The sequence below is a fragment of the Neisseria basseii genome (genome assembly GCF_962707005.1).
GTDB lineage: Bacteria > Pseudomonadota > Gammaproteobacteria > Burkholderiales > Neisseriaceae > Neisseria > Neisseria bergeri.
In genome coordinates this window covers 1-25,433 of the sequence record NZ_CAUIXH010000001.1, presented here as the reverse complement: position 1 = coordinate 25,433, position 25,433 = coordinate 1, and the positions used below count along the sequence as shown (strand labels likewise).

The 25,433-nt window shown below is 54.1% G+C and carries 24 protein-coding genes and 1 pseudogene; 7 read left to right on the top strand and 18 right to left on the bottom strand.

Annotated elements, in window-relative coordinates; genetic code table 11:
* Nucleotides 1-268: 268 nt before the first annotated feature.
* From Q9I99_RS00125 to Q9I99_RS00110, 4 genes are all read left to right on the top strand, one after another.
* Nucleotides 269-1,177, top strand: coding sequence for a Dyp-type peroxidase (locus tag Q9I99_RS00125; protein ID WP_301667904.1), 909 nt, complete (start codon nucleotides 269-271; stop codon nucleotides 1,175-1,177).
* A gap of 78 nt (nucleotides 1,178-1,255) precedes the next feature.
* The gene (gene recB / locus Q9I99_RS00120) at nucleotides 1,256-4,870 is read left to right on the top strand and encodes an exodeoxyribonuclease V subunit beta (RefSeq protein ID WP_301667905.1); all 3,615 of its coding nucleotides are present in this window, start codon (nucleotides 1,256-1,258) and stop codon (nucleotides 4,868-4,870) included.
* Between the two features lie 38 nt (nucleotides 4,871-4,908).
* The gene (locus Q9I99_RS00115; RefSeq protein WP_301667906.1) at nucleotides 4,909-5,268 is read left to right on the top strand and encodes a rhodanese-like domain-containing protein; all 360 of its coding nucleotides are present in this window, start codon (nucleotides 4,909-4,911) and stop codon (nucleotides 5,266-5,268) included.
* A 124-nt stretch (nucleotides 5,269-5,392) separates the two neighbouring features.
* Complete coding sequence (locus tag Q9I99_RS00110) at nucleotides 5,393-5,872, top strand: DUF302 domain-containing protein (RefSeq protein WP_107818859.1); 480 nt, start codon at nucleotides 5,393-5,395, stop codon at nucleotides 5,870-5,872.
* Between the two features lie 275 nt (nucleotides 5,873-6,147).
* Here Q9I99_RS00110 and radA read toward each other — a convergent pair whose 3' ends face one another.
* The 14 genes from radA to Q9I99_RS00040 form a co-directional block, all read right to left on the bottom strand.
* Nucleotides 6,148-7,527 (bottom strand): DNA repair protein RadA, encoded by a 1,380-nt coding sequence (gene radA, locus Q9I99_RS00105; protein ID WP_301667907.1) that lies wholly within the window; start codon nucleotides 7,525-7,527, stop codon nucleotides 6,148-6,150.
* Nucleotides 7,528-7,712: 185 nt separating this feature from the next.
* Nucleotides 7,713-8,777 (bottom strand): uroporphyrinogen decarboxylase, encoded by a 1,065-nt coding sequence (gene hemE, locus Q9I99_RS00100; RefSeq protein ID WP_301667908.1) that lies wholly within the window; start codon nucleotides 8,775-8,777, stop codon nucleotides 7,713-7,715.
* A 74-nt stretch (nucleotides 8,778-8,851) separates the two neighbouring features.
* A complete protein-coding gene (locus Q9I99_RS00095; RefSeq protein ID WP_301667909.1) occupies nucleotides 8,852-10,069 on the bottom strand; it encodes a heme biosynthesis protein HemY in 1,218 nt (405 codons plus the stop codon).
* Entirely contained in the window at nucleotides 10,066-11,400 is a 1,335-nt protein-coding gene (locus tag Q9I99_RS00090) for a uroporphyrinogen-III C-methyltransferase (RefSeq protein ID WP_301667910.1), read from the bottom strand. Before Q9I99_RS00090 ends, Q9I99_RS00095 begins: the two co-directional genes overlap by 4 nt.
* A gap of 11 nt (nucleotides 11,401-11,411) precedes the next feature.
* Nucleotides 11,412-12,176, bottom strand: a complete 765-nt coding sequence (locus Q9I99_RS00085) for a uroporphyrinogen-III synthase (protein ID WP_301667911.1) — start codon at nucleotides 12,174-12,176, stop codon at nucleotides 11,412-11,414.
* A gap of 17 nt (nucleotides 12,177-12,193) precedes the next feature.
* Nucleotides 12,194-12,616, bottom strand: a complete 423-nt coding sequence (locus Q9I99_RS00080) for a protein Gly1ORF1 (RefSeq protein WP_301667912.1) — start codon at nucleotides 12,614-12,616, stop codon at nucleotides 12,194-12,196.
* Between the two features lie 250 nt (nucleotides 12,617-12,866).
* The gene (locus tag Q9I99_RS00075; protein WP_301667913.1) at nucleotides 12,867-13,187 is read right to left on the bottom strand and encodes a DUF2322 family protein; all 321 of its coding nucleotides are present in this window, start codon (nucleotides 13,185-13,187) and stop codon (nucleotides 12,867-12,869) included.
* A 22-nt stretch (nucleotides 13,188-13,209) separates the two neighbouring features.
* Nucleotides 13,210-13,836, bottom strand: a complete 627-nt coding sequence (gene upp / locus Q9I99_RS00070) for a uracil phosphoribosyltransferase (protein WP_118791840.1) — start codon at nucleotides 13,834-13,836, stop codon at nucleotides 13,210-13,212.
* 105 nt (nucleotides 13,837-13,941) lie between these two features.
* Nucleotides 13,942-14,253: a Grx4 family monothiol glutaredoxin gene (grxD, locus tag Q9I99_RS00065; RefSeq protein ID WP_002214004.1), complete on the bottom strand. Its 312-nt coding sequence runs from the start codon at nucleotides 14,251-14,253 to the stop codon at nucleotides 13,942-13,944.
* Between the two features lie 100 nt (nucleotides 14,254-14,353).
* Nucleotides 14,354-14,560, bottom strand: coding sequence for a putative hemolysin (locus Q9I99_RS00060; RefSeq protein WP_002217599.1), 207 nt, complete (start codon nucleotides 14,558-14,560; stop codon nucleotides 14,354-14,356).
* A 48-nt stretch (nucleotides 14,561-14,608) separates the two neighbouring features.
* Nucleotides 14,609-15,388, bottom strand: a complete 780-nt coding sequence (locus Q9I99_RS00055; protein ID WP_301667919.1) for a TatD family hydrolase — start codon at nucleotides 15,386-15,388, stop codon at nucleotides 14,609-14,611.
* A 4-nt stretch (nucleotides 15,389-15,392) separates the two neighbouring features.
* Entirely contained in the window at nucleotides 15,393-15,743 is a 351-nt protein-coding gene (locus Q9I99_RS00050; RefSeq protein ID WP_301667920.1) for a PilZ domain-containing protein, read from the bottom strand.
* A 3-nt stretch (nucleotides 15,744-15,746) separates the two neighbouring features.
* Nucleotides 15,747-16,724, bottom strand: a complete 978-nt coding sequence (locus Q9I99_RS00045) for a DNA polymerase III subunit delta' (RefSeq protein WP_301667921.1) — start codon at nucleotides 16,722-16,724, stop codon at nucleotides 15,747-15,749.
* A gap of 34 nt (nucleotides 16,725-16,758) precedes the next feature.
* Entirely contained in the window at nucleotides 16,759-17,889 is a 1,131-nt protein-coding gene (locus Q9I99_RS00040) for a PilT/PilU family type 4a pilus ATPase (RefSeq protein WP_301667960.1), read from the bottom strand.
* 167 nt (nucleotides 17,890-18,056) lie between these two features.
* Here Q9I99_RS00040 and Q9I99_RS00035 point away from each other — a divergent pair, with 167 nt between their 5' ends.
* The 3 genes from Q9I99_RS00035 (at nucleotide 18,057) to lepB (ending at nucleotide 21,847) form a co-directional block, all read left to right on the top strand.
* On the top strand, nucleotides 18,057-18,758 hold the full coding sequence (locus Q9I99_RS00035) for a 5'-methylthioadenosine/adenosylhomocysteine nucleosidase (RefSeq protein ID WP_301667961.1): 702 nt from the start codon (nucleotides 18,057-18,059) through the stop codon (nucleotides 18,756-18,758).
* 141 nt (nucleotides 18,759-18,899) lie between these two features.
* Complete coding sequence (gene lepA / locus Q9I99_RS00030; protein WP_002226499.1) at nucleotides 18,900-20,693, top strand: translation elongation factor 4; 1,794 nt, start codon at nucleotides 18,900-18,902, stop codon at nucleotides 20,691-20,693.
* A 134-nt stretch (nucleotides 20,694-20,827) separates the two neighbouring features.
* The gene (lepB, locus tag Q9I99_RS00025; RefSeq protein ID WP_301667922.1) at nucleotides 20,828-21,847 is read left to right on the top strand and encodes a signal peptidase I; all 1,020 of its coding nucleotides are present in this window, start codon (nucleotides 20,828-20,830) and stop codon (nucleotides 21,845-21,847) included.
* A 308-nt stretch (nucleotides 21,848-22,155) separates the two neighbouring features.
* Here the strand turns inward: lepB and Q9I99_RS00020 are convergent, their stop codons facing one another.
* The 4 genes and pseudogenes from Q9I99_RS00020 to Q9I99_RS00005 all read right to left on the bottom strand — a co-directional run.
* A complete protein-coding gene (locus Q9I99_RS00020; RefSeq protein WP_301667923.1) occupies nucleotides 22,156-23,061 on the bottom strand; it encodes a DMT family transporter in 906 nt (301 codons plus the stop codon).
* A 462-nt stretch (nucleotides 23,062-23,523) separates the two neighbouring features.
* Nucleotides 23,524-24,456 carry a cysteine synthase A gene (cysK, locus tag Q9I99_RS00015; protein WP_042508240.1) on the bottom strand — a complete coding sequence of 311 codons (933 nt, stop codon included), beginning with the start codon at nucleotides 24,454-24,456 and terminating at the stop codon, nucleotides 23,524-23,526.
* 195 nt (nucleotides 24,457-24,651) lie between these two features.
* Nucleotides 24,652-25,257, bottom strand: coding sequence for a hypothetical protein (locus tag Q9I99_RS00010; RefSeq protein WP_301667924.1), 606 nt, complete (start codon nucleotides 25,255-25,257; stop codon nucleotides 24,652-24,654).
* Nucleotides 25,254-25,433: pseudogene (locus Q9I99_RS00005) on the bottom strand (diaminopimelate epimerase); the annotation flags it as partial. The gene Q9I99_RS00010 and the pseudogene Q9I99_RS00005, both read right to left, overlap by 4 nt.

Here is a 25,433-nt window from a genome sequence, read left to right as displayed (position 1 = left end):
CTCTCCTGTAAAAAGTGTGCAAGTGCGGCATTCTAAGTGAAATTGCGGCAAACACAAAGAATACTTTTTTATATGGCTATTCCAAACCGGAATGGGAAAGATATGCCGAAGCCGCCGGAAGCGGAAATAAAGGCGGCGGGCGGCACGAAACCGAAAAGCGGCATCAGGTACGCAAACAGCGGATTCACGCACGTTGTTCCGGCAAAAATCCGCCTGCCGATTCGGTGCTATAATCCACCCAAAACAGATGACACCAAAAAGGAACATCATGAACACGCCCCAATCCGCCATCATTCCCGACCACGCCCAAGCCGGCATCTTTATCGAAGCCGACTTCGCCGCCAACCGCCTCAACGATATTAAAGCCGCCTGCCGCGCTTCGCTCGACGCGCTATCCGCCTTGAAAACCCGTTTTCCGGACGATATTTTGGGTCTGACCATCGCCTTCGGCAGCAAAGCCTGGGCAACATTCGGACATACGGAAGAAGGTCGGGAAATCAAACCGTTTCCCGAAATGGGCAATGGGCTTGCACCATCCACGCAGCACGATATGTACATCCACATCCAATCCTTCCGGCAAAGCGCAGCCTACGCGCTTGCCCAATCCGTTTTGGGCGCATTCGGCGACAGCATATGCGTCGCGTCCGAAGAACACGGTTTGCGTCTGTATCAGGATCGCGGGCTGGACGGTTTCGTTGACGGCACGGAAAACCCGCAGGGCGATGAAAAAATCCGCGAAGTCGCCATCATCCCCGAAGGAAAACCCGATGCAGGCGGCAGCTATGTCCTGCTGCAAAAATACCTGCACGATTTGAAAAAATGGGATGCCGTCCCCGTCGCCAAACAGGAAGCCGCCGTCGGACGCAGCAAGGAAACCAACGACGAATTCAGCCGCGATGTCCGCCTGCCCGATTCGCACCTCGGCCGCGTCAACCTGAAAGAAAACGGCATCGGTCTGAAAATCGTCCGCCGCAGCCTGCCCTTCGGCAAAATCAGCGGCGAACACGGTTTGATGTTTACCGCCTACTGCCGCACGCTGCACAATATCGAAGCGCAATTATTGAGTATGTTCGGCGATACGGACGGCAAAACCGACCTGCTGCTCCAGCATCTCTCCGCCGCCGTCTCGGGCGGATACTACTACGCGCCGTCTGTCGAACGCCTGCAAAACCTCTAAGCCGGACGATGCCGTCTGAAACCCTTTTTCAGACGGCATTTCCCGTTTTACCGTCCAACCGTTTCCCGAGCGCGCACTATGTCCGCACCCATCCGAGCATTCGACCCGCTGACCGTCCCCATTTCCGGCACCAACCTGATTGAGGCCTCTGCCGGCACCGGCAAAACCTACGGCATTGCCGCCCTGTTTACGCGCCTGATCGTATTGGAACAAAAAAGCGTCGAGCGCGTATTGGTCGTAACCTTCACCAAAGCCGCCACCGCCGAGTTGAAAACACGCCTGCGCGCGCGTTTGGACGATGTGTTGCAGGTTTTGGAAAGCAAAGAAATTGCCGAAATTGGAGATGGCGCGCTTTCAGACGGCATTGCCGCCTACTGCGCCGAACACCACGAAGGCGACACCTTCCTGCCCGCACTCTTAAAACAGGCTTTGCAAAAAGAGGGCCGGACGCGTCTGATTGTCCGCCTCAAAGCCGCCATCGGGCAATTCGACAACGCCGCCATCTACACCATACACGGCTTCTGCCAACGTATCCTGCGCGACTACGCCTTCCTGTGCCAAGCCCCGTTCGATGTCGAACTGACCGAAGAAGACGGCGACCGCCTGCTTGTCCCGGCGCAAGATTTTTGGCGCGAACGCGTCAGCGGCGACCCGGTGCTTGCCGCATTGGCGTTTAAACGCAAGGCTGTGCCGCAAACCGTCCTTGCCCAAATCCGCTCCTACCTGTCCCGCCCGTACCTGAATTTCCGCCGTCCGCAAACCGATTTGCCGCAAGCCCGGGATGCCGCTTTGGCAAGCTGGCAAAACATTTGCGGAAATCTGGCTGAATTAAAAGAAACGTTTTGGCGCATCCACCCCCTTTTAAACGGCAATTCGTATCGGAAAAACAGTTTTGCCGAACTGTTTGACGCGTTGGAACAAAAAGCCCTGTCGCCGGATTTGCCCTTTTTGGAGGCGAAGCTGCACGAACGGCTCTTGAAACTTTCGTCCGACAAACTCGAAGCCGGACTGAAAAAAGGCAAAACGCCCGATGCGGCAGTATTTGCCGAATTGCAGAAACTGGCAGACTTCGGGCGCGATTTGGACGCACTCGAAGAAGCGGAAGAAGCAACAATAATCCGGCTGCAACTGGATTTAATCGGATACCTCAACCGCAGCCTTGCCGAGATGAAAAAATCGCGCCGCGAACGCGGTTTCGACGACCTGCTGCTCGATGTCCATACCGCGCTGACCGACAATCCGCACGCCGAAACCCTCGCCCGCGCCGTTGCCGAAAACTGGGAAACCGCGCTGATCGACGAGTTCCAAGACACCGACCCGCTGCAATACGAAATCTTCCAAAAAATCTTCATCACCCAAAACCGCCCGCTGTTTTTGGTCGGCGACCCCAAACAGGCGATTTACAGCTTTCGCGGTGCGGACATTTACGCCTACCTGCAAGCCGCCGGAGACGCGCAGCACCGCTACACGCTCGCCACCAACTACCGCAGCCACGCCGCGCTTATCGGCAGCATCGGCGCGCTGTTCCGCCTCAAAGAACGCCCGTTCGTTTTGGAAAACATCGGCTATTCGGAAGTCGGTGCGGCGCGTGCCGAAAGCAGGTTGTCGCCCAAACGTCCTGCCGTACAGGTTCGTTGGCTGCACGAAAACGACAATGAAAAAGCCAACAAAGACGTTTTGCGCCGCCGTGCCGCCGACTATTGCGCCGACGAAATCGCCCGCGCGCTCAACGAAGCCGCCGGATGCCGTCTGAATTTCAAAGGCCGCCCGTTGCAGTCGGGCGATATTGCCGTGCTGGTACGCACGCACAACGAGGCGGTGATGGTTTCCGCCGCCCTGAAAAAACGGCAGGTGCAAAGCGTCCTGCTTTCGCGCGAATCCGTGTTCGCCTCGCCCGAAGCCGCCGCCCTGTCCGCACTCATCGGCTTCTGGCTCGAACCGCGCCGCGCCGGAACGCTGCGCTTTGTCCTGACAAGCAGCATATTCGGTTATGACGCGCAGCAATTGCACGACTTCAACCAAAACGAAAGCGAGATTTTGCATTGGGCGGAATCTGCCCGAACCGCGCTCGACAACTGGAATAAATACGGCATTTTCGCCGCTATGCAGCAGTTTTCCCAAACACACGGCATCGAAACGCGCCTTTTAAGCCGGAACAACGGGCGCAGCCTGACCAATTATTTCCAACTGCTCGAACTGCTTGCCGCCGAAGACGCGCAAAACCGCAACCCCGCCGCACTGCACAAATGGCTGCGCGATCAAATCAGCCTGGCCGGCAACAACGGCGGCGACAACCGCGCCATCCGTTTGGAAAGCGACGAAGATTTGGTCAAAATCGTTACCATGCACGCCTCGAAAGGTTTGCAGTATCCGCTGGTGTACTGTCCGTTTGCGTGGGACGCGCAAGATACCGGGCCGTCCGACTGGCAAATCCTCCACCAAAGCGCAAACCGAACCGAACTCTTGGCAAAGGCGCAACTGTCGGAAGACGAACAGAAGCAATACGCCGACGAAGAAATGGCGGAACGCCTGCGCCTGCTTTATGTCGCGCTGACGCGTGCCGAGGAACAGCTCAACATCTACGCCGCCTATTCTTCCGATACCGCCGACAACCCCCTCGCCTACCTGATCGAAGGCTTGCCGCAAGACAGCCGCGAAACCGTCCGCCGTGCCTATGCGTGTGAAAAAGACGGCATCGCGATGCTCAAACGCAACTGGCGGCGCGTGGCGGACAACGCCCCTTCCGGCACAAATTTCGCCTTCACAGAAAATGCGCCGCCTCCTGCCGTATATTTCGGCAATGCCGGTCAAACCGCCGAATTTGCCGCAAACAATCTTCCCAAGCGCGGCTTCCGCTTCATCCGCCACACCAGCTTCACCGCCTTAAGCCGCCAAACCCAAACGCCCGACGGAGGCGAGGAAGATGCCTGCCCGTCCTTGGATGCCGCCGAAATCTCGGTATCGGCGATGCCGTCTGAAACGCCGACGGCTTCAGACGGCATATCGGTACACGACTTTCCGAAAGGCACTCAGGCGGGGCTGTGCCTGCACGAAATTCTTGAAGATTTCAAATTCAGACAAGCAGCCGCCGAACAGGAAACCCTCATTGCCGACAAGCTGAAAAAATACGGTTTTGAAGAAATATGGCTGCCCGCCGTTGCCGAAATGGCGGAAGCCTGCCGCAAAACGCCGCTGACGGGGGCATACGGCCTGTCCGACATTCCGCCCGAGTGCCGCTGTCCCGAAATGGGCTTTACCCTCCACACCGAAGACTTCGGCCTCAAACGGCTGCGCGACTGGTTTGCCCGCGACGATATCCGGCTGCCCGAAGTCTGCCGTGCCGCTGCCGAAACGCTCGACTTCCACACCGTCAACGGCTTTTTAAACGGCTTTATCGATATGGTCTGCCAAGACCCCGACGGCAATATCTGCATCATCGACTACAAATCAAACCACCTCGGCGCGGACGCATCCGCCTACACGCGGCAGGCGATGGACGAAGCCGTCGCACACCACCACTATTACCTTCAGGCACTGATTTACGCTGTTGCCGCCGCGCGCTACTTCAAACTGCGCGGACAACCGCCCGCCGCCGTTTCCGTCCGCTACCTGTTTTTGCGCGGATTGGATGGCAAAGGCGGCGGCGTTTGGCGTTGGGACATAGATGCCGCCGCTTTGGAACAGATAAAATAACTTCCCGTCCCTTAAGACGACAACCGCAGGAGAACCCTATGAATATCAAACACCTGATTACCGCCGCGCTCATTGCCTCAGCCGCCTTTGCCGCGCAGGCAGCCCCGCAAAAACCCGTATCCGCCGCCCAAACCGCGCAACATTCAGCCGTTTGGATCGATGTCCGCAGCGAACAGGAATTTAGCGAAGGGCATTTGCACAACGCGGTCAACATCCCCGTCGACCAAATCGTCCGCCGCATACACGAAGCCGCGCCCGACAAAGACACGCCGCTCAACCTCTACTGCCGCAGCGGACGGCGTGCCGAAGCCGCCCTTCAAGAGCTGAAAAAAGCAGGTTATACAAATGTTGCCAATCACGGCGGTTATGAAGACCTGCTCAAAAAAGGGATGAAATGACGCAATGCCGTCTGAAAGGACAGGCTTTCAGAAGGCATACGGCGTTCCGGCACGCGGCGCGGCATCGGGCGCGGCGCGTGCCGCCCCGTCCGAAGCCTGACAAACAAACCGATAAGGAAATACGATGAAACACATACTCCCCCTGATTGCCGCATCCGCACTCTGCATTTCAACCGCTTCGGCACACCCTGCCGGCAAACCGCCCACCCAAAACGAAACCGCTATGACCACGCATACCCTCACCTCGAAATACAGTTTTGACGAAACCGTCAGCCGCCTTGAAACCGCCATAAAAAGCAAAGGGATGGACATTTTTGCCGTCATCGACCATCAGGAAGCCGCCCGCCGAAACGGCCTGACCATGCAGCCGGCAAAAGTCATCGTGTTCGGCACGCCCAAAGCCGGTACGCCGCTGATGGTCAAAGACCCCGCCTTCGCACTGCAACTGCCCCTGCGCGTCCTCGTTACCGAAACGGACGGCAAAGTACGCGCCGCCTATACCGATACGCGCGCCCTGATTGCCGGCAGCCGCATCGGTTTCGACGAAGTGGCAAACACTTTGGCAAACGCCGAAAAACTGATACAAAAAACCGTAGGCGAATAAGCCCGTCGCCGACATATGGCGGATGGAAATCAAATGCACACGCCCCTCATTCCCGCGAAGTCGGGAATCCAAGCGGTTGGGTTGCCGTGATTTCCAATCATTGCCGAAACGGACGATTCCGGATTCCCGCCTTCGCAGGGATGACGGGCGTGTGCGTTTTTGCCACATCACAGGCAACTTTGCCGCAAATCTTATCTGTCGCCGGTATGCTTTCTTGTTTCAATCCGCCACAAACCAAATGCCGTCTGAAACCTGATTTCAGACGGCATTTCCGTTTATTCCCTGCTGTCGCGGCAAATATCGATGGCTTCCTGCAAACTCGAAACGCCGTAAATTTTCAGGTTTGGAAACTCTTTGGCATTGCGCGGCATATTGGCTTTGGGGACGATGGCGCGTTTGAAGCCGAGTTTTTCCGCTTCTTTGAGCCGCTCTTGTCCGCGCGCGACCGGACGGACTTCGCCGCTGAGGCCGATTTCGCCGAAAACCACGGTTTTTTCGGGCATAGGGCGGTTGCGGAAGCTGGAGAGCATGGCGAGGATGACCGCCAAATCCGCCGCCGGTTCGCCGATTTTCACGCCGCCGACGGCGTTTAAAAAAACATCCTGGTCGAAACAGGCGATGCCGCCGTGGCGGTTGAGGACGGCGAGCAGCATCGCAAGGCGGTTTTGTTCGAGACCGACGGTGAGGCGTTTGGGTGTAAAGCCGTGCGCGTCATCGACCAACGCCTGAATTTCGACCAAAAGCGGGCGGCTGCCTTCCTGTGTAACCAAAACGCACGAGCCGGGCGTGTCGTCGCGGTAGCTGGCAAGGAAGATGGCGGACGGGTTGGACACGCCTTTCAAACCGTTTTCGGTCATGGCGAATACGCCTAGTTCGTTTGCCGCACCGAAGCGGTTTTTGATGGCGCGTATCATGCGGTAGTTGGAATGCTGGTCGCCCTCGAAATACAGCACGGTATCGACCATGTGTTCCAGCACGCGCGGGCCGGCAATCGCGCCGTCTTTGGTAACGTGTCCGACCAGTATCATAGCGGTGCCCATCTGTTTCGCCATGCGCGTCAGTTGGGCGGCACACTCGCGCACCTGCGATACGGAACCGGGGGCGGAAGTGATTTGGTCGGAATACATGGTTTGGATGGAGTCGATGACGACGACTTCGGGCTGATGCTGTTTCAAGGCCGTCTGAATCGCCTCCATGCGGATTTCGGCAAGCAGGTTTACGCCTTCGGTGGGCAGTTCCAAACGTTGCGCGCGCAGGGCGACCTGTTGGGCGGATTCCTCGCCGGAAACGTACAGCACTTTGCGGCTTTGCGCCATTTTGGCGATGGTTTGCAACAGCAGCGTGGATTTGCCGATGCCGGGGTCGCCGCCGAGCAGGATGACCGCACCATCGACCAAACCGCCGCCCAATACGCGGTCGAGTTCGCTCATGCCGGTCGGATTGCGCGGCACTTCGGTGGCGGTCACGGCGGAGAGGGATTGGACGGTCGAAGTGTCCGCCGCCCAAGATTGGAAGCGGGCGTTTTTCGGTTCGGGCGCGGCAAGGCTTTCTTGAAGCGTGTTCCACTCGCCGCAATGAGGGCATTTGCCTTGCCATTTCGGGGAAGTGCCGCCGCATTCGGTGCATTGGTAAAGGGTTTTAAGCGTTTTTGCCATCGGTTTTCCCTGCATCTGAAAACAAAAATGCCGTCTGAAAATAGGGACGGTTGGGATTACGCCAATGCGGCAACGCCGCCGTCATGTACTATCCGTACACGGCGGATATTGCCGCATTGCCTTATTTTTACCCTAACCGGCCATCTCTCGGCTTCAGACGGCATATCGGGCAGTTTCCTGCCAGCTTACCCGCCGTGATACTGCCGCGACAGCTCGTGTACGGTGTCGACTAAGATTTTGGCGTGTTCGGGGTCGGCATGTTGGTTGATGCCGTGTCCGAGGTTGAAGACATGGCCGCTGCCGTGTCCGTAGTCGGCCAGGATACGTGCGGCTTCGGTACGGATGGATTCGGGCGTACCGAAGAGGGCGAACGGGTCGAAGTTGCCTTGCAGGGCGACTTGCTTGCCGACGCGGCGGCGTGCTTCGCCGATGTTGCATGTCCAGTCCAAGCCCAATGCGTCTGCGCCGATTTCTGCCATGCTTTCCAGCCACAGCCCGCCGCCTTTGACAAATACGATGACGGGAACGCGCCTGCCTTGGTTTTCGCGTTTCAGTCCGGCAACAATTTGGCGGATGTATTTGAGGCTGAATTCTTTAAACGCCGCGTCGCTCAACACGCCGCCCCAAGTGTCGAAAATCTGCACCGCCTGCGCGCCCGCGTCGATTTGGGCATTGAGGTAGGCGGTAACGGCTTGGGCGTTGGTATCGAGGATTTTGTGCAGCAAATCGGGGCGCGAGTACATCATGGTTTTGATGGTGCGGAATTCTTTGCTGCTGCCGCCTTCGACCATGTAGCAGGCAAGTGTGAACGGGCTGCCGGAGAAGCCGATAAGCGGTACGCGGCCGTCCAATGCTTTACGGATGGAAGTTACCGCGTCGAAAACGTATTGCAGTTTTTCCATGTCGGGGACGTGCAATTTGGCGATGTCGGCTTCGTGTTGCAAGGCGCGTTTGAATTTCGGGCCTTCGCCTTCGGCAAAGTACAGTCCCAAGCCCATTGCGTCAGGGACAGTCAGGATGTCGGAGAACAAAATTGCCGCGTCCAAATCGAAGCGTTCCAAAGGTTGGATGGTAACTTCGGTCGCCAATTCGGTGTTTTTGCACAAATCGAGGAAGCTGCCCGCTTTCGTGCGTGTGGCTTTGTATTCGGGCAGATAACGCCCCGCCTGGCGCATCATCCAAATCGGCGTGTATTCGACGGGCTGTTTAAGCAGGGCGCGGAGGAAGGTATCGTTTTTTAAAAGAGTCATACGGGTTTTCTGTCAGTCTGTTTGTCAAGTGAAATGGTTTTCAGACGGCATTTCAACGATGCCGTCTGAAGGTTTCAATGGGTTTCGGCGGAAGGTCGGTTTTCCTCGGCAACGCTTGCCAAAACCAAGTTGCGCTGCGCCTCCGCCTTCTGCGGTTCTCCGGTTTCGTCAAAAACCTTTGCTAGAACCAAACGCGCAGAAATACTCGGCTTTAATGCAATGCTCGCTTCAAGGTAGCCTTTTGCCTTACCCCAAAGTTTGCGGCTGTAGGCGAGCCGACCGAGATACATCAGCAGAAGCGCGTTGTCGGGCTGTTCTTTCAGCCAAGAATCAGCAAAATCGATGGCTTTCTGCTGTTCGCGCTCGCCCAAAAAGCGCACGCTTTCGACAAAGGCTTCCAAAAGCTCGGGGCGGCAGTTGTGCGGATAATGCTGTTTGACCCATTTGACCGCATCGGCATACAGTCCCAAACGTTGGTACTTTTCCGCGACCGATACGCTCAATTCCCCGTTTTTGAGGCTGTCGGGAATCCGCTTCAGGCAGGTTTTCAAAGCGGCGGCATCGGCAGCATCCGCCAGCTGGCGGCGGTATGCCCAATTTTGATACCGTTCCATTTCCGATTTGCCCAACGCGCCCGCCTTGGAAAGTTTTTCGGTTTTTGCCAGAACCTGCAACGCGTCGCCCCGATCGAAGGCGTAACGAAGTTGCAGACGCACGAGGCGCGTAAGGTTGGCATTCATCTTCGTCGCCGCATGAAGATTGGCTTCCGCCGCTTCGTAATCGCGCCGGTTCAACGCCGATTCCGCCAGCAGCAGGTAGCGGGAAAGCTGCTGTTTTTCCGGCAGTTTGGCGATTTCCACAAGATAACGGTCGCGCAGCTCGATGTTTTCCATCTGTCCGGCGGCGTGCGCGCCCAGCATCAATGCCAAAGTCCGGTTGTCTCCGGCCTCTTTGTTGCCCAACACGCGCGAGGCTTCGAGTTCCGCCTTTTCAAAACGCCCTTCAAAATACGCCAAACCCGCCTTGTTCAAGGCAAGCGCGGCCTTGCGGCCTTTACGCGCCGAACCGAAACGCTGCATCTTTTCGGGAATATTGAGTACGCCGATGATGAATTTAAGCAGGAAATACCACACCACGACGGCAATCAGCGAACCTAACACAAAGGCGTGTAGGTTGATTCTGAGCATGGTCTGTCCGAGTACGATATACACGTCGCCGGTGTAAATGCCCGAAGCCAGCGCCAGTCCGACGGCAGCGGCAAACAGGACAACAATCCAGACTACCGTTTTCATGCGCGTTCTCCTTTAGCGGACGGCAAACGCCCTGCCTTTTCCGGTACGGGCTGTTTTTTTGCAGGCTGTTCCGGTTTGCGTTCCGAAGGCAGGGACGGTGCTTCTATGGCCTTCACATCCGATGCGGCAGCCGATTCGGAAGCTGTTTTTTCGTTTGCCGGTTCGGAAGCCGCCTGTTCCGCTTCTTGATTTTCCGCCGTCGTCATGCGCGTACCGTCGCGATAGGCGCGGACGGCATTTAAACTAGCCTTCAAACCGTCATCCGCCGTCATGCGCACATCCAACGCCTTCAATTCCGCCAATTCTTTCAGCCACGACTGCGTTGCGGGGGATTTGGCATCAAAATACTGTCTGATGACGGTTTCGGCATTGTTCAAATCGCTTTGATAGACTTCGCTGTTGCGCTGCATTAATGCAGTCCGCGCATCCAAAAGGCGGAGGCGCAGGTTTTCACGCACAAAATATGCCTGTTCGGGAGAAATCAGCATGGCATCGTTGTTTTCCAAACGGCGGATTTCGACCAGCCCTTTCAATGTGCCGAGGGATTTTTCCCATACGTTCTGCCACCATGATGCGGAAACGGCTTCGTTGCGGGCCTGTACGCCCGGTTTCAATACGCCGTCCAAAATCAACGGCAGTCCGGATACGGCGGTTTCCAACCGGTCGATGCGCAGTGCCGTGCCGGAAATATCGACATAAGGACGGTTTTTCAGTTCCGCCAAGTCGCTGCTAACCGCCTGCTTGATCGGCAGAAGCTCTGCCTGATTGAAACGGGACAGGCGGCTGTCGATATGTTCCAGCACGCCGACTGCCGTTTGGATATTGCCGGTCAGCACCAGCTGTTGCGCCGCCAGATTGAGTATGGTCTCGGTTTCGTCCACCAGCCAATCGGCACGCCCTTTGGTCAGCTCGCGATAGGCTTTTTGCGTCATCAGAATTTGTTCGCCGTTGGCTTTGACACCGCTGTCCAAACGGTCGAGTTCGGACTGTATGGCACTTTGGCGGTTGAGGTTGTCTTTGAGCAGGGCGGCATTTTCCGACTCGCCCAAAGCGGCTTTGTCGATTTTTTGGTTGAATGCCAACTCTTGGTTTTTCAAGACATTCTGTCCTTGGACAAACAAAAAACCACTTGCACCCAGACCCAAGGCCGCCAATACCAGGGCGCAGGTCGCCAAAGCGTTGCTGCCGGACTGTTTGACGATAAAAGGAGCGGCAGGAATGTGTACTTCTGTTTCGTTTTCTTTGCGTGGGGAAGAGGTTTCAGACGGCATTTCTTTTGATGCCTGTATTTCGCGTACGGGTTCGGATGATTTGTTTTCAGGTTCGCTCACCGTTTTGCTCCTTATTGGTTTGAGGTTCCGGGAAAGACCATGCCGTCTGAAACGGAAATGGAAGAATGGGAAAGCGCGGCTTCCAGCGTAGGGACGGTTTCGACCGAACACGCGCCTTCGCGCTTCAATGCCTCCGCAATGCGCGGATGATGGGTAAAGTATAGCAAGGATTTGAAGAATCGGGAAAATTGCGGCGGAAGCTGTCCGAACAACGCGTGCACCAGCTCGGTCGACGTGATATAGGCGGCGGCAATATTTTCGGCTTGGAAATTTTGAAAGTTCAAAGGTTTATGCCGTCTGAAATAGACTTCCGCCACCTCCGTCCGAAAACCTTTCTCCTGCAAGGCATTCATCAGAAAATCCCGCCCGCCGTGTCCGCGCACAAACAATACGCGCGCACCTTCGGGCAGACTGTTCCAAACAGGCAGGCGCAAAACCGCCTCGCTGTCGTTGCCGTCTTCAGGTGCAAACACGCCCGCGCCCGCATAACGCGCCAAGGCACGGCGGCTGCCCTGCCCTACGGAAATCTGGGCTTTTATGCCGTCTGAAAAGTCCAAGTACTGCGCGGCGGTTTCAACGGCGGTCGGACTGACCCAAAACACGGCATCCGCACGGGCATACATTTCCGGCAGCCGTTTCAGGCTTGCTTCGTCGGTTTCGATTTCAATCGGACTCAACACTTCCGCCTGCCATCCGGCACGACGGCAGGTTTCCACATCGTCCTTCGCCCTGCCCGACGGACGGACAATCAGCATGACGGGTTTCGCTGTTTCCATCGCCTTATCCGCCCCGATTACCAGGAAAAATCGTCATCGTTGAAATTCGCCTGCGCAGTTTTCGGCGTACAGCCGACCCGTGCGACTTCCTTGCCCCTACGCTCCACAACGACACCGCTGCTTTCCGTATGAGTCACGGAATCGAAGCCTGTCCATACGGTGTACATAAATTCGCCGTTTTGGAATTTCATCGTTGCCCAACGACCGCTGCCCATACCTTGCCACCTGTCGGAACGCCCCAACAGGTCAGCTTTGCTGTTGCGTATGGCAATTTCTTTTTTTGCCGCACTGCCGAACGAATATTCGTAAAGATTGCGGTCGATTTTTTGGACTTCTATATATTTGTTGTTGTCCGTTTTACAGGAAAACACCGTATCCGCCCACACGGTTTGAGCGGCAGCCGACAGAAGCAATACGGCAGAAAGGAACATTTTTTTCATCGTATTTCCTTAATGGTTGAAACCCCGCCATTTGGACATCCGTCCTTCGTGGCAGCAGCATCAGATTTTATTTGAGAGGGGTGTAACCCCTTCCAAATTAGGGCAACACATAGGGTGGCACTTTATGTGTCGTCCTGCGTGTTGAAACATCATTGCCCGTATCCTGAAATAGAAAAGAAAATGCCCGTTTTACAGTCTTCTTTCCGACAAAATGCCGTCTGAAACGGATTTCAGACGGCATGGTCGAGAATTATTGCGCGGCAAGCGGCTTGAGCAGGAAGGTTTCGCCGCTTTGCACGACATTTTCCAGCAGGTCGATGTTCGGATGCTTGCCGGGATGGGCGCGCGCGTCGGCAACGTGTTCGGCAAACCATATCAAACCCTGCTCTGCCGCTTTTTTGTCCAATTTTCCGTCAAAACGTTCCGCCAAGGCATTGTACAGCTTGAGCGAACCGAGCTTGCCCTGAACGGCAGGAATGTGGTGAACCGTTTTGCCGTCGGCATCCCGAACGTCCAAACCGCCCAGATGGTCGATTGAAGGAAATGTGGCGAGATAGTCTTGAAAATTCATATCAACTCCGAAAATCAGTCAGTTAGCGCGTGCCGAAAATCTTGTCGCCCGCATCGCCCAGACCGGGAATAATATAGCCGTTTTCGTTCAAATGGCTGTCGAGCGCGGCGGTGTAAATCGTAACGTCAGGGTGCGCGTCATTAACAGCCTTCACGCCCTCAGGGGCGGCAACCAAAACTAAGGCTTTGATGTTGCGGCAGCCTTTTTCTTTCAACAGGTCAATGGTTGCCACCATCGAACCGCCTGTCGCCAGCATAGGATCGATAATCAAAGCCGGACGTTCGTCCATGCTGTCCACGAATTTCTCGAAGTAGGAAACGGGTTTCAGCGTTTCCTCGTCGCGCTGCAGTCCGACTACGCTGATTTTGGCAGTCGGAATCAGGTCGAGCACGCCGTCAAGCATACCCAAACCTGCACGCAGGATGGGAACGACGGTCAGGGTTTTGCCTTTGATGCGATCGCCTTCAATCTGACCGCACCATCCGTCGATAAGGTATTTTTCGATTTCAAAATCACGGCTTGCCTCGTATGCCATCAGGCGTGCCAGCTCTGTGGTCAGCGTACGGAATTTGTAGGTGCTGCAATCTGCCTCCCTCATCAGGGTCAGTTTGTGGCGGACGAGCGGATGGTTGATAACGTTAACGTTCATCGCGGTGTTCCAGTGTGATTTTGAGACGCGCCATTATACTTTTTTTTGATTTGCCGGAAAAGAAAATGCCGTCTGAAACACGTTCAGACGGCATTGCCGAATCCATCAGGCTTTCAGCAGCTCTTGCAGCTCGCCTGCCTCATACATTTCCATCAGGATGTCCGAACCGCCGACAAACTCGCCGTTCACATAAAGCTGGGGGATGGTCGGCCAGTCGCTGTATTCCTTAATGCCTTGGCGTACTTCGGGATTTTCCAATACGTTGACGGTAACGTAATCGGTACAGCCTGCCGCATTAAGGATTTGTACGGCGCGGGAAGAGAAACCGCATTGCGGAAACTGCTTCGTACCTTTCATAAACAATACGACGCGGTGTGTCGTTACTACTTCTTTAATTTGGTCGTGGATGGAAGCCATCGCTTATTCCTTTTGATAAAGTTGACAAAATTTGTCAGGTAGGGCGCATTATACGCAAAAGCGGAAACTTCCCACAATATTTGCTGTATATCGTGCAGTATCAATGTTGTGAACGGAAATATTCCCACTCCTCGACAATCCTGCTGTCCGGCAAATGGCACAGGGCATATCCGCCGCCGCTTTCGTCTTTTTTTGCTTCCCGTCCGCCGCCTTTGGCAATGCAGAATTTGGAAGCGGAATTTGCCATACCGACTGCCTCATGCCTGTCCGAAACGTGTTGGCAGGCAGTCAGCAGCAGCGCGGACATACATACGGATGAATTGCCTTCATGGTTTTCCTTATCGTCGGCACAGGGTCAGACGGCCCGCATATCGGGTACTTTTTTAAACAGCCGGTAAAAGTTTTCCGTCGTATATGCCGCAACCTGTTCCAATGTTTGATTCCGCAATTTGGCAATATGTTCGGCGGTATGACGCACAAAAGCCGGTTCGTTCTGCCTGCCTCGTTTGGGAACGGGGGCGAGGAACGGCGCATCGGTTTCCACCAAAATGCGGTCGTCTGGAACGTATTTTGCCGCCTCCTGAACCAAAGGGGCGTTTTTAAACGTAACGATTCCCGAAAAAGAAATATAAAGCCCCAAATCCATGGCAGCCCGAGCAAAGGCTGTGTCTTCGGAAAAACAGTGGATCACACCCGAATTGGTTTTACATTCTTTCAGAATAGACAAGGTATCCGCCGCCGCATCGCGCGTATGGACGATAACGGGCAGCCCGGTTTGATTGGCTGCTTCGATGTGGTCTGCAAAGCGTTTGTGCTGCCAAGACAAATCGCCTTTGCACCAGTAATAATCCAAACCCGTCTCACCTATGCCGACCACTTTCGACGAAGCAGCTGCGGCAACCATTTCCGCAATGGAAAATTCTTCCGCTTCCCTGCTGTCGGGATGTACGCCTATGGTGCAATAGATGTGTTCGTGCGCTTCGGCGACGGCAAAGACTTCGGAGAAGCTTTCCCTACTGACGCTGATAGCGAGTGCCTGCCCCACGCCGTTTGCTTCCATGTTGGACAAAACTTCGGGCAGGCGTTCTTTCAAACCTTCAAAATTGAGGTGGCAGTGCGAATCGATGATATGCATGGCGTTACATGGTAAACGTAGGTCTGCTGCCGCTGATTGTGCTGCCCAGTTCGGCTTCGATTTGGTCTTTGACTTTCAAACAGTTTTCATGTGTCGTAAACGCCAACCCCACCCCTTTGGGCTTTGACGAGGTGCGCGCAGGATTGATCCAGGCGACTTTGGTCGGCAGGAACAGTTTGGGGAAGTTGAGGATTTCTACGGCAAGCAGAATATCGTCCCCGATGGAAAATACGTCGTCGGTCTGCACAAACAGACCGCCGTGTTCCAAAAACGGCATATAGGAGCTGTAAAGCAGATTCACGTCTTTCAACTGCAACGACATCATTTTTGCCGGAATATTTTGTCCGTCTGACATAATTCACCCGTTCTCTTTCTTCAATTCCAAATAGTTGATGAGCAGATGCTCGATCTGCATTTTGACATTTAAAGTATGAAACCCGTAGGGGGCAAGCTGTTTGAGCATATCCTCCGCCGCAAATACATTGCGCGGACGGAAACCGGATGCCGTCTGAAGCAGCCTGTCTTCATAAGCAGGATAATAGACAGGTTTCATGTGTTGCAGGCACAATCCCAAATCGACCAGCCACTTCTGCATCCACCCGACAAATACGGCGAGCGGAAGTTTCTCCTTATCGAAAAGCGCGGCGTAGTCCAAAATCTTCAACAACCTCGGTTCTGCCAAAATATCCAGCAGCTTTGCCCGCAATTCACGAAGCCCATCTTCCTCCTGAAACAGCGGCGCGTCCGAATGGAAAGCCAAAAATTCTTCCGGCTCCGCCACACCCCTTTCACGCAGATACGCCGATGCTTCCTCATGCGAAGGCGCAGGCAAAACCATTTTCCGGCAGCGGCTTTTAATGGTCGGTAAAACCTTGTCCGCCGCGTGGCTTACCAGCAAAAAGACCACTTGTGGCGGCGGCTCTTCCAACACTTTCAACAAACTGTTGGCGGCTTGGACATTCATACTTTCCGCAGGATGAATCAGGATCACGCGCAAACCGCCCCGTACCGAAGTCAGGTACACATTATCGATGATTTCCCTGATGGCATCGATTCTGATTTGCAACAGTTTGCGTCCGTTTTCCCGTTCGTCCGTCAGGGGGGTGATTTCATAAAAATCGGGATGACTTCCCTGCTCGAACAAATGGCAGGACGCGCATTCCCCGCAAGGCACATTGCCCGTCACGGGTTTTTCGCACAACAGCGCCTTCGCCGCAAAACGGGCAAACGCGGTTTTCCCCGTCCCCTTTTTGCCGACAAACAGCCAAGCATTGGGACGGCTCGTCCAATGCTCCGCAATCTGCCGCCATTGTTCATTATGCCACGGATAGATCATGTCAAACTGCCCGTCCGGAAATCCATACCGTTCATCAGAGCAATTCCAAATCCGGTCCGGAACTTTGCGCGCGGCGGCTGCGCAACTGTACCGCCAAACGCAAATCGTGTGCGGAGTCGGCATTTTTCAAGGCATCCTGCAGGGAAATCTCGCCTTTTTCATACAATTGGTAAAGGTGTTGGTCGAAGGTCTGCATACCCAAGGTAGTGGATTTTTTCATCACTTCTTTGATTTCATGGATGTTGCCGTTGTGAATCAACTCCGAAATCAGGGGCGAATTGAGCAGCACCTCGACTGCCGCCACCCTGCCCTTGCCGCCGTCTCGCGGAACGAGGCGTTGCGAAATAAACGCCTGAAGGTTGAGCGACAAATCCGTCAGCAATTGTTCGCGCCGCTCCTCGGGGAAAAAGTTGATGATGCGGTCGAGTGCCTGATTGGTGCTGTTGGCGTGCAGCGTCGCCATACACAAATGCCCCGTTTCGGCAAAGGCGATGGCGTAATCCATGGTTTCGCGGTCGCGGATTTCGCCGATCAGAATCACATCCGGTGCCTGCCGCAGCGTGTTTTTCAACGCCGCCATCCAGTTTTCCGTATCCACGCCGACCTCGCGCTGGGTGATGATGCAGTTTTTGTGTTCGTGGACAAACTCGATCGGGTCTTCGATGGTGATGATGTGTCCGAACGAATTTTCATTGCGGTAGTCGATAAGCGAGGCAAGCGAAGTCGATTTGCCCGAGCCGGTGCCGCCGACAAAAATAACCAGCCCGCGTTTTTTCAGCGCGACATCCTTCAAGACAGGCGGCAGGTTCAGGCTTTCAAACTTGGGAATCTTGCTGGTAATCGCGCGGAATACCAACGCCGTCGCGCCGCGCTGTATCATCGCATTGACGCGGAAGCGGCTGGTGTCCGGCAGGCTGATGGCGAAGTTGCACTCGTTGGTCGATGAAAATTCTTCCGCCTGCTTCGCACTCATAATCGAAAAGGCGATTTCCATACATTTTTCCGCCGTCAGCGGCTCGTCCGTGATGCGGGTGATTTTGCCGTCCAGCTTCATTGCAGGCGGGAAATTGGTTGTAACAAACAAATCCGAACCCTTGTGCTTGTTCATATGGCGCAGCCATGCGAACAGTTCTTCCTTTGCAGTCATATTTTCATCGGTAAACATCCTCGTCCCCCAATTTTCAAACAATCTATACCTTCCCATTCTACCAAAAACCCGCCATGCCGTCTGAAACCGTTTCAGACGGCATGGACAAACCGCCCCCACTCAATCCTGCCGTGTTAGCGTGTATAATTCGGCATTCTATCCGAAATTCACAGCAGGTCAGCAATATGTCTTTGAAAGCAGTGGCCGTTATCGGCGCAATGGAACAGGAAATCGCGCTTTTGCGCGAGATGATGGAAAATGTCAAAGCCGTCTCTTTCGGCAGATTTTCCGCCTATGAAGGCGAATTGGCGGGAAAACGCATGGTGCTTGCATTGAGCGGCATCGGCAAGGTCAACGCAGCGGTTGCAACGGCCTGGCTTATCCATCAATTCGCAGCGGACTGCGTCATCAACACCGGCAGCGCGGGCGGTTTGGGCAAGGGTTTGAAAGTCGGCGACGTGGTGATTGGCACGGAAACCGCACACCACGATGTCGATGTAACCGCATTCGGCTATGCCCGGGGACAAGTGCCGCAACTGCCGACAAGGTTCGCTTCAGACGGCATATTGATTGAAACGGCAAAACGGGCGGCGCGGGCGTTTGAAGGCGCGGCGGTAGAACAAGGCCTGATTGTCAGCGGCGACCGCTTCGTCCACAGCAGCGAAGGCGTGGCGGAAATCCGCAAGCACTTCCCCGAAGTCAAAGCAGTGGAAATGGAAGCGGCGGCGATTGCCCAAACCTGTCATCAGTTGGAAACGCCTTTCGTCATCATCCGCGCGGTTTCCGATTCGGCGGACGAAAAGGCAGACATCAGCTTTGACGAATTTTTGAAAACGGCGGCGGCAAGTTCTGCAAAAATGGTGGCAGAAATCGTCAAATCTTTATAAAACCTTTATCAAATCATGCCAAAACAGCGGTTTTCCGTTAGAATATCGGGCTATTTCCACGTTGCGCCCGATATTCGGACGTACCGCTGTTTGTTCAGACGGCATTTCTAAAACCTACCGTTCAGCATTAAAAACAACTCAATGAAAAATATCCGAAATTTCTCTATCATTGCCCACATCGACCACGGCAAATCGACGCTTGCCGACCGCTTCATCCAATATTGCGGCGGTTTGGATTTGCGCGAAATGAGTACGCAGGTGCTCGATTCCATGGACATCGAAAAAGAGCGCGGCATTACCATCAAAGCGCAAACCGCCGCGCTCAACTACAAAGCACGCGACGGACAGGTGTATCAGCTTAATTTGATTGACACGCCGGGACACGTCGACTTCTCTTACGAAGTCTCCCGTTCGCTGTCCGCCTGCGAAGGCGCGCTTTTGGTCGTTGACGCGTCGCAGGGCGTGGAAGCGCAAACCGTGGCGAACTGTTACACCGCGATTGATTTGGGCGTGGAGGTTGTGCCTGTTTTGAACAAAATCGACCTACCCGCCGCCGACCCCGAACGCGTGGAGCAGGAAATTGAAGACATCATCGGCATCGATGCCGTCGGCGCGGTGCAGTGTTCAGCCAAAAGCGGCATCGGCGTGGAAGACGTTTTGGAAGAAATCGTTGCCAAAATCCCCGCACCGACCGGCGATGAAAACGCGCCGCTGCAAGCCGTTATCGTCGATTCGTGGTTTGACAATTACGTCGGCGTGGTCATGCTGATTCGAGTGAAAAACGGCACCATCAAACTGAAAGACAAAGTGCGCTTTATGAGCACCAAGGCGGAAACGCAGGTCGAGCAACTGGGCGTATTCACGCCGAAATCGGTTCAAAAACAAGAACTCAAAGCCGGCGAAGTGGGCTTTTTGATTACCGGCGTAAAAGAATTGGGTCAGGCGAAAGTCGGCGACACGGTTACACTGGTTGCCAACCCCGCCTCAGAGCCACTGCCCGGCTTCCAAGAAGTACAAAGTCAAGTATTCGCGGGCCTTTATCCCGTGGAAAGCCACGACTACGAAGCTTTGCGTGATGCTTTGGAAAAATTGCAGCTGAACGATGCTTCGTTGAAATTCGAGCCTGAAGTTTCTCAAGCATTAGGCTTCGGCTTCCGCTGCGGCTTCTTGGGTCTGTTGCACTTGGAAATCGTACAGGAACGTTTGGAACGCGAGTTCGACATGGACTTGATTACCACCGCGCCGACGGTGGTTTACGAAGTCGTGTTGAAGAGCGGCGAAAAAATCGAAGTCGAAAATCCGTCCAAACTGCCCGACATCGGCAGCATCGAAACCATACTCGAGCCGATTATCACTGCGACTATCCTCGTGCCGCAGGAATACGTCGGCAACGTCATGACTTTGTGTAACCAAAAGCGCGGCGTTCAGGTCAATATGCAGTACATGGGCCGCCAAGTCATGCTGACTTATGATTTGCCCATGAACGAAGTCGTGATGGACTTTTTCGACAAACTCAAATCCACTTCGCGCGGTTATGCTTCGTTGGACTACCATTTCAAAGAGTTCCAACCGTCTGATTTGATTAAGCTGGATATTATGGTCAACGGCGAAAAAGTCGATGCGCTGAGCCTGATTGTGCACCGTCAAAGTGCCGTTCACCGAGGCCGCGAGCTGGCATCGAAAATGCGCGAACTGATTCCGCGCCAAATGTTCGACATCGCCGTCCAAGCCGCCATCGGCAGCCAGATCATCGCCAGAGAAAACGTCAAAGCCCTGCGTAAAAACGTTTTGGCAAAATGTTACGGCGGCGATATTACGCGTAAGAAAAAACTGCTTGAAAAACAAAAGGCAGGCAAACGCCGTATGAAACAAGTGGGCAATGTGGAAATCCCGCAAAGCGCGTTCTTGGCGATTTTGCAGGTGAGCGACAAATAACTCCGGCACACGGGGCAGTGCAATGCCCCTAAAACCGCCCTTTGCGTGGGCACGCGCCCGCAAACAAATTTTGCGATTTGCCGCCTTAAAACGGTTGCACGGACGGGCGGTTTTTTAAGCATTAAGGAACAACAATGAACACTATGTTAATATCGGGTGCGGCTGCCGCGCTGCTTGCCGGCATCATCCTTTATTTCAAAAGCGACAAGAAACGGCAGGAAAACGGAGAATGGAGTTCCGGCCTCGAATACGCCTATATCCTGACGGCGGTCGGCGTGTTTGCCGCTTTGTCCCTGTTTATAAGCTTTACCGCCGTTTTCCTGATTTTCGTTGTATTGTGCGGTACGGCTTGGGGGGTATATAAATACCGCCTGAAGACTCATCCCGAAATCTCGGAAAGCAGCCACTTCGGCGATTATTTCGGCAGTTTCTTCCCTACCGTTTTGGTATTGTTCCTCATCCGGTCGTTTATTGCCGAACCGTTCCAAATCCCGTCCAGCTCGATGCGCCCGGGCCTGATCAAGGGCGATTTCATTTTGGTCGGCAAATTTTCCTACGGTCTGCGCGTACCCGTTTTAAACAATGTATTTATTCCTACAGGCAAAATCGAACGGGGCGATGTCGTTGTTTTTAATTATCCTCTGCAGCCGGACATGACCTACATCAAGCGTATTGTCGGCATTCCGGGCGATGTGGTCGAATATCGGGATAAAGTTCTGACGGTAAATGGAAAACCGGCTTCCGATATTCCTGACGGCACATACCGTTATCCCGACGACACCGACTCTTCCGAAATCCACAACACGGATATGTTCCGCAGCGGTTTGGACGACAGATCATTCAATATTCTGAAAAAAGAAGGACAGCCTGCCGTTTCCCTGCCCATATTGGGCAAATATACCTCCGATATTATGTCTGAAAACGGCTACTCCATAGAGCAGAGCGGTCTGAACCATTGCCAATATGCCGACGACGGTAGCGGTTTTGTGTGTCAGGTTCCCGAAGGACGCTATTTCGCTATGGGTGACAACCGCGACAACAGTGCCGATTCGCGCTACTGGGGATTTGTGGATGACAAGCTGGTTGTCGGCAAGGCAATGTTCATTTTGATGAACTTCGGCGATTTCGGCAGGGCCGGCACGGCAATCCGTTAGGCCAGGAAGCCAAGAATGCCGTCTGAAAATAGTTTCAGACGGCATTTGCTATTCCTCACTTTTGCAGGCGGATCTAACGTTGTCGGATTTTCCTACCTATAGTGAATTAAATTTAAATCAGGACAAGGCGGCGAGCCGCAGACAGTACAGATAGTACGGAACCGATTCACTTGGTGCTTCAGCACCTTAGAGAATCGTTCTCTTTGAGCTAAGGCAAGCCAACGCTGTACCGGTTTAAATTTAATTCACTATATCAGTCCGATAACGCAGGTTTTGCACGGTGAACTGCCAATATTGCCCTGATGAAATCAATGTGAAGACTGCTGTTTCAACGAACCGAGGTAAATTGCCGAGAGCGTCAGTGCCACCCCTGCCCACTGCACGCCTTCAATCGGTTTGCCCAATCCAAAATAATCGATGAACAGGGCGGCAACCGGTTCGGACAAAAGCAGCAGCCCCGTCAGCGACAGCGAAAGCAGCGGAATCGCATAGGCAACCATCGCCCACGCAAAGCACTGCATCACCACGCCGTACACAAGCACCAAACCGGCATCTTTCCAAGTCGTCGGATAAAGCGCGCCACCGTCCATCAGTAATGCCGGAACAACCAACGATGCCGCGCCGCCCAAACTCAAAATCATCATTGAAGGGAAAAGCGCCACCTGTTCGACTTCATGAGTCTTGCGGACAAACACCATCGACAGGGCAAGCATCAGTCCCGATACCAAACCGCTGACGAATCCCCAAACCGCATTGCTGTTGTAGCCGAATTCCGCACCGGCAATCATCACCACACCCACAACCGCCGACATCAAGCTTGCCGCTTGCAGCCTGCCCAAACTCTCGCCGAAAAAGAAAACACCGATTGCCGACAAGAAAAAGATTTGCAGGCTGTTGAGCAGGGTGGAAATACCCGGCCCGACCGCGTATATGCTTTCGTGCCAAAGTGCCAAATCGAAAGCGAGAAACACGCCCGCCGTCAGGGCATATCGGACGGTTTTCCTGTTTTTTGGGAATTTTTGTCCGAAAAACCGTGCCAAAAACCAAAATACGAACACCGAAATCAGCAACCGCCAAAATGCGATTGCATACGGGCCGACGGGGACGGATCTGACAATCAGGCTGCCCAGACCGAACACCACGCAACCCAGCACCAGCAATGGTGCAGCATATTTTTTGCCGTTACCGACCACAATATCCCCTCTCTTCCCCATACGGCTGCCGCGCCGACGGCAAAAATGCCGCCATTCCGAAAATATGCCGTCTGAAGCCCAAAGCCCCGGCTGCACCCGGACAAACGGCTGACTTTACGGGCAGGCCGGCTATTTTCCGTTGGGGCAAAAATCCGTCCTGCCGGATAAAACCCGAATATAGTGGATTAACAAAAACCAGTACGGCGTTGCCTCGCCTTAGCTCAAAGAGAACGATTCTCTAAGGTGCTCAAGCACCAAGTGAATCGGTTCCGTACTATTTGTACTGTCTGCGGCTTCGTCGCCTTGTCCTGATTTTTGTTAATCCACTATAAAAAATATTTCCCTCAAGCAATGCGGCGGCACCAATGCCTGATTAAAACACAACCGGCGTTTTCGGCATATATGCAAAAACGCATTTTCCGGCACGGCGTTACACCGATACCGAAAAATGCGTCTGAATGTTTCGACAATCCGATTAAAGCATTATGCCAAATCTGCAAAAAGTGGCGTAGAAAGATAGCGTTCGCCATAAGAAGGCAGCAGCACGACTATCAGCTTGCCTTCGTTTTCAGGCTGTTTGGCAAGCTGCAACGCGCTCCAAACCGCCGCACCGGAAGAAATACCCACCAAAATGCCTTCTTTTTCCGCCATTGCGCGGGCGGTTTCAAAAGCCGCTTCGTTCGGCACTTTGGCAATACTGTCGTAGATTTTGGTATTCAAAACGGTCGGAATAAAGCCTGCGCCGATACCTTGAATCGGGTGCGGGCCTTTTTCGCCGCCGCTCAATACAGGGGAAGCCTCAGGCTCGACGGCAACCACTTTAACTTCGGGTTTGTATTTTTTCAATACTTCGCCCACGCCGGTAATCGTACCGCCCGTGCCGACACCGGCAACGAAGACATCGACTTTGCCGTCCGTATCCCGCCAAATTTCCTCGGCGGTTGTTTTGCGGTGGACTTCGGGATTTGCCTCATTGTCGAACTGGCGCGGCATAAAATAAGTGTCGGGATGTGCATCCACCAAGGATTGCGCCTTCGCAATCGCGCCCGCCATACCTTCGGCGGCGGGGGTCAAAATCAGCTCTGCACCAAACGCACGCAACAGCATTTTACGCTCTTTGCTCATGCTTTCCGGCATGGTAATCGCCAGTTTGTAGCCGCGTGCCGCACATACCATCGCCAAACCGATACCCGTATTGCCGCTGGTTGCCTCGACAATCACGGTGTTTTTGTTGATTTTGCCCGCTTTCTCGGCGGCCTCAATCATTGCTTCGGCAATACGGTCTTTGACGCTGCTGCCCGGATTGAAAAATTCCAGTTTCACGGCAACCTCTGCCTTCAAACCTTCGGTCAGACGGTTCAACTTAACCAAAGGCGTGTTGCCGATCAGTTCGGTGATGCTGTTTGCAATTTTCATCTTCTGCTCCTGAATAATAAGGTTTCGACAGTAAGGCGCAATTCCCGCCGGCATCCTGCCCGATTGCAGGGGATTTGCGCCGAACCATAAACAAATTTCGGATATGGCTTCATCCTAAACCTATGCCGCCTAAAAAACCAATACCCAAAATTTCTTTCTTTATAACTTTTTGTTCCGATACAGACGGCATCACAATCATCTGCCGATTTCGGCAAGCAGCATCGCCGTTACCGCAATCTGCATCAACATCGCCGCCAACACGCCGAGTCGCAGCTGCGAACCGCCGAACGTTGACGGCGGCTGCCGGTCTATACCGCAGCGGTGGACATAGGCAACCGCCATCAGCACAAACTGCAACACGAACCAATAAACCGGCTTCAGCGCATAAAGTTTGAGCAATGCCGTAAACACAAACACTTGAATCGTTCCCGAAAAGCAATAATGCACCAACGCACATATTCCGACAAAAGCAAGCGTCATCAATGCATTACTGACGGCAAACAGCCCAAGCAGAGGATGTTCGGGGGCTGCCTGCCATCCGTTTCCACCCTTTTTCCGGTTCCAATGCCCGATGAAAAAAAATATACTGCCCAAAGTCAGGTAAAAATGGGGGATGAACAAAGGCGCGGCGCGGGTCATTCCCCATATGCCGGGCATCAGCTTTGCCCCTAAAACCGATATGCCGAGCCACAACGCAATACTCGCCCAAAACCATTGCAACATTCCTGCGCGGAATATCAGAAACAGAAAAACCGCCGCATACAGTAAGGCAGACAAAAAATCCAAATGCAGCAAAATCATGAATACGCCAACTCACCTTCAAACACGGTTTCCGCAGAGCCGGTCATCATCACATCGCCGCCGCAGGCCCATTCGATATATAAAGTCCCGCCCGGCAAAACCACCTCTACCGTTTTCCCTTCATCCAACAGCCCCAGACGGATACCCGCCACCACAGCCGCACACGCGCCCGTACC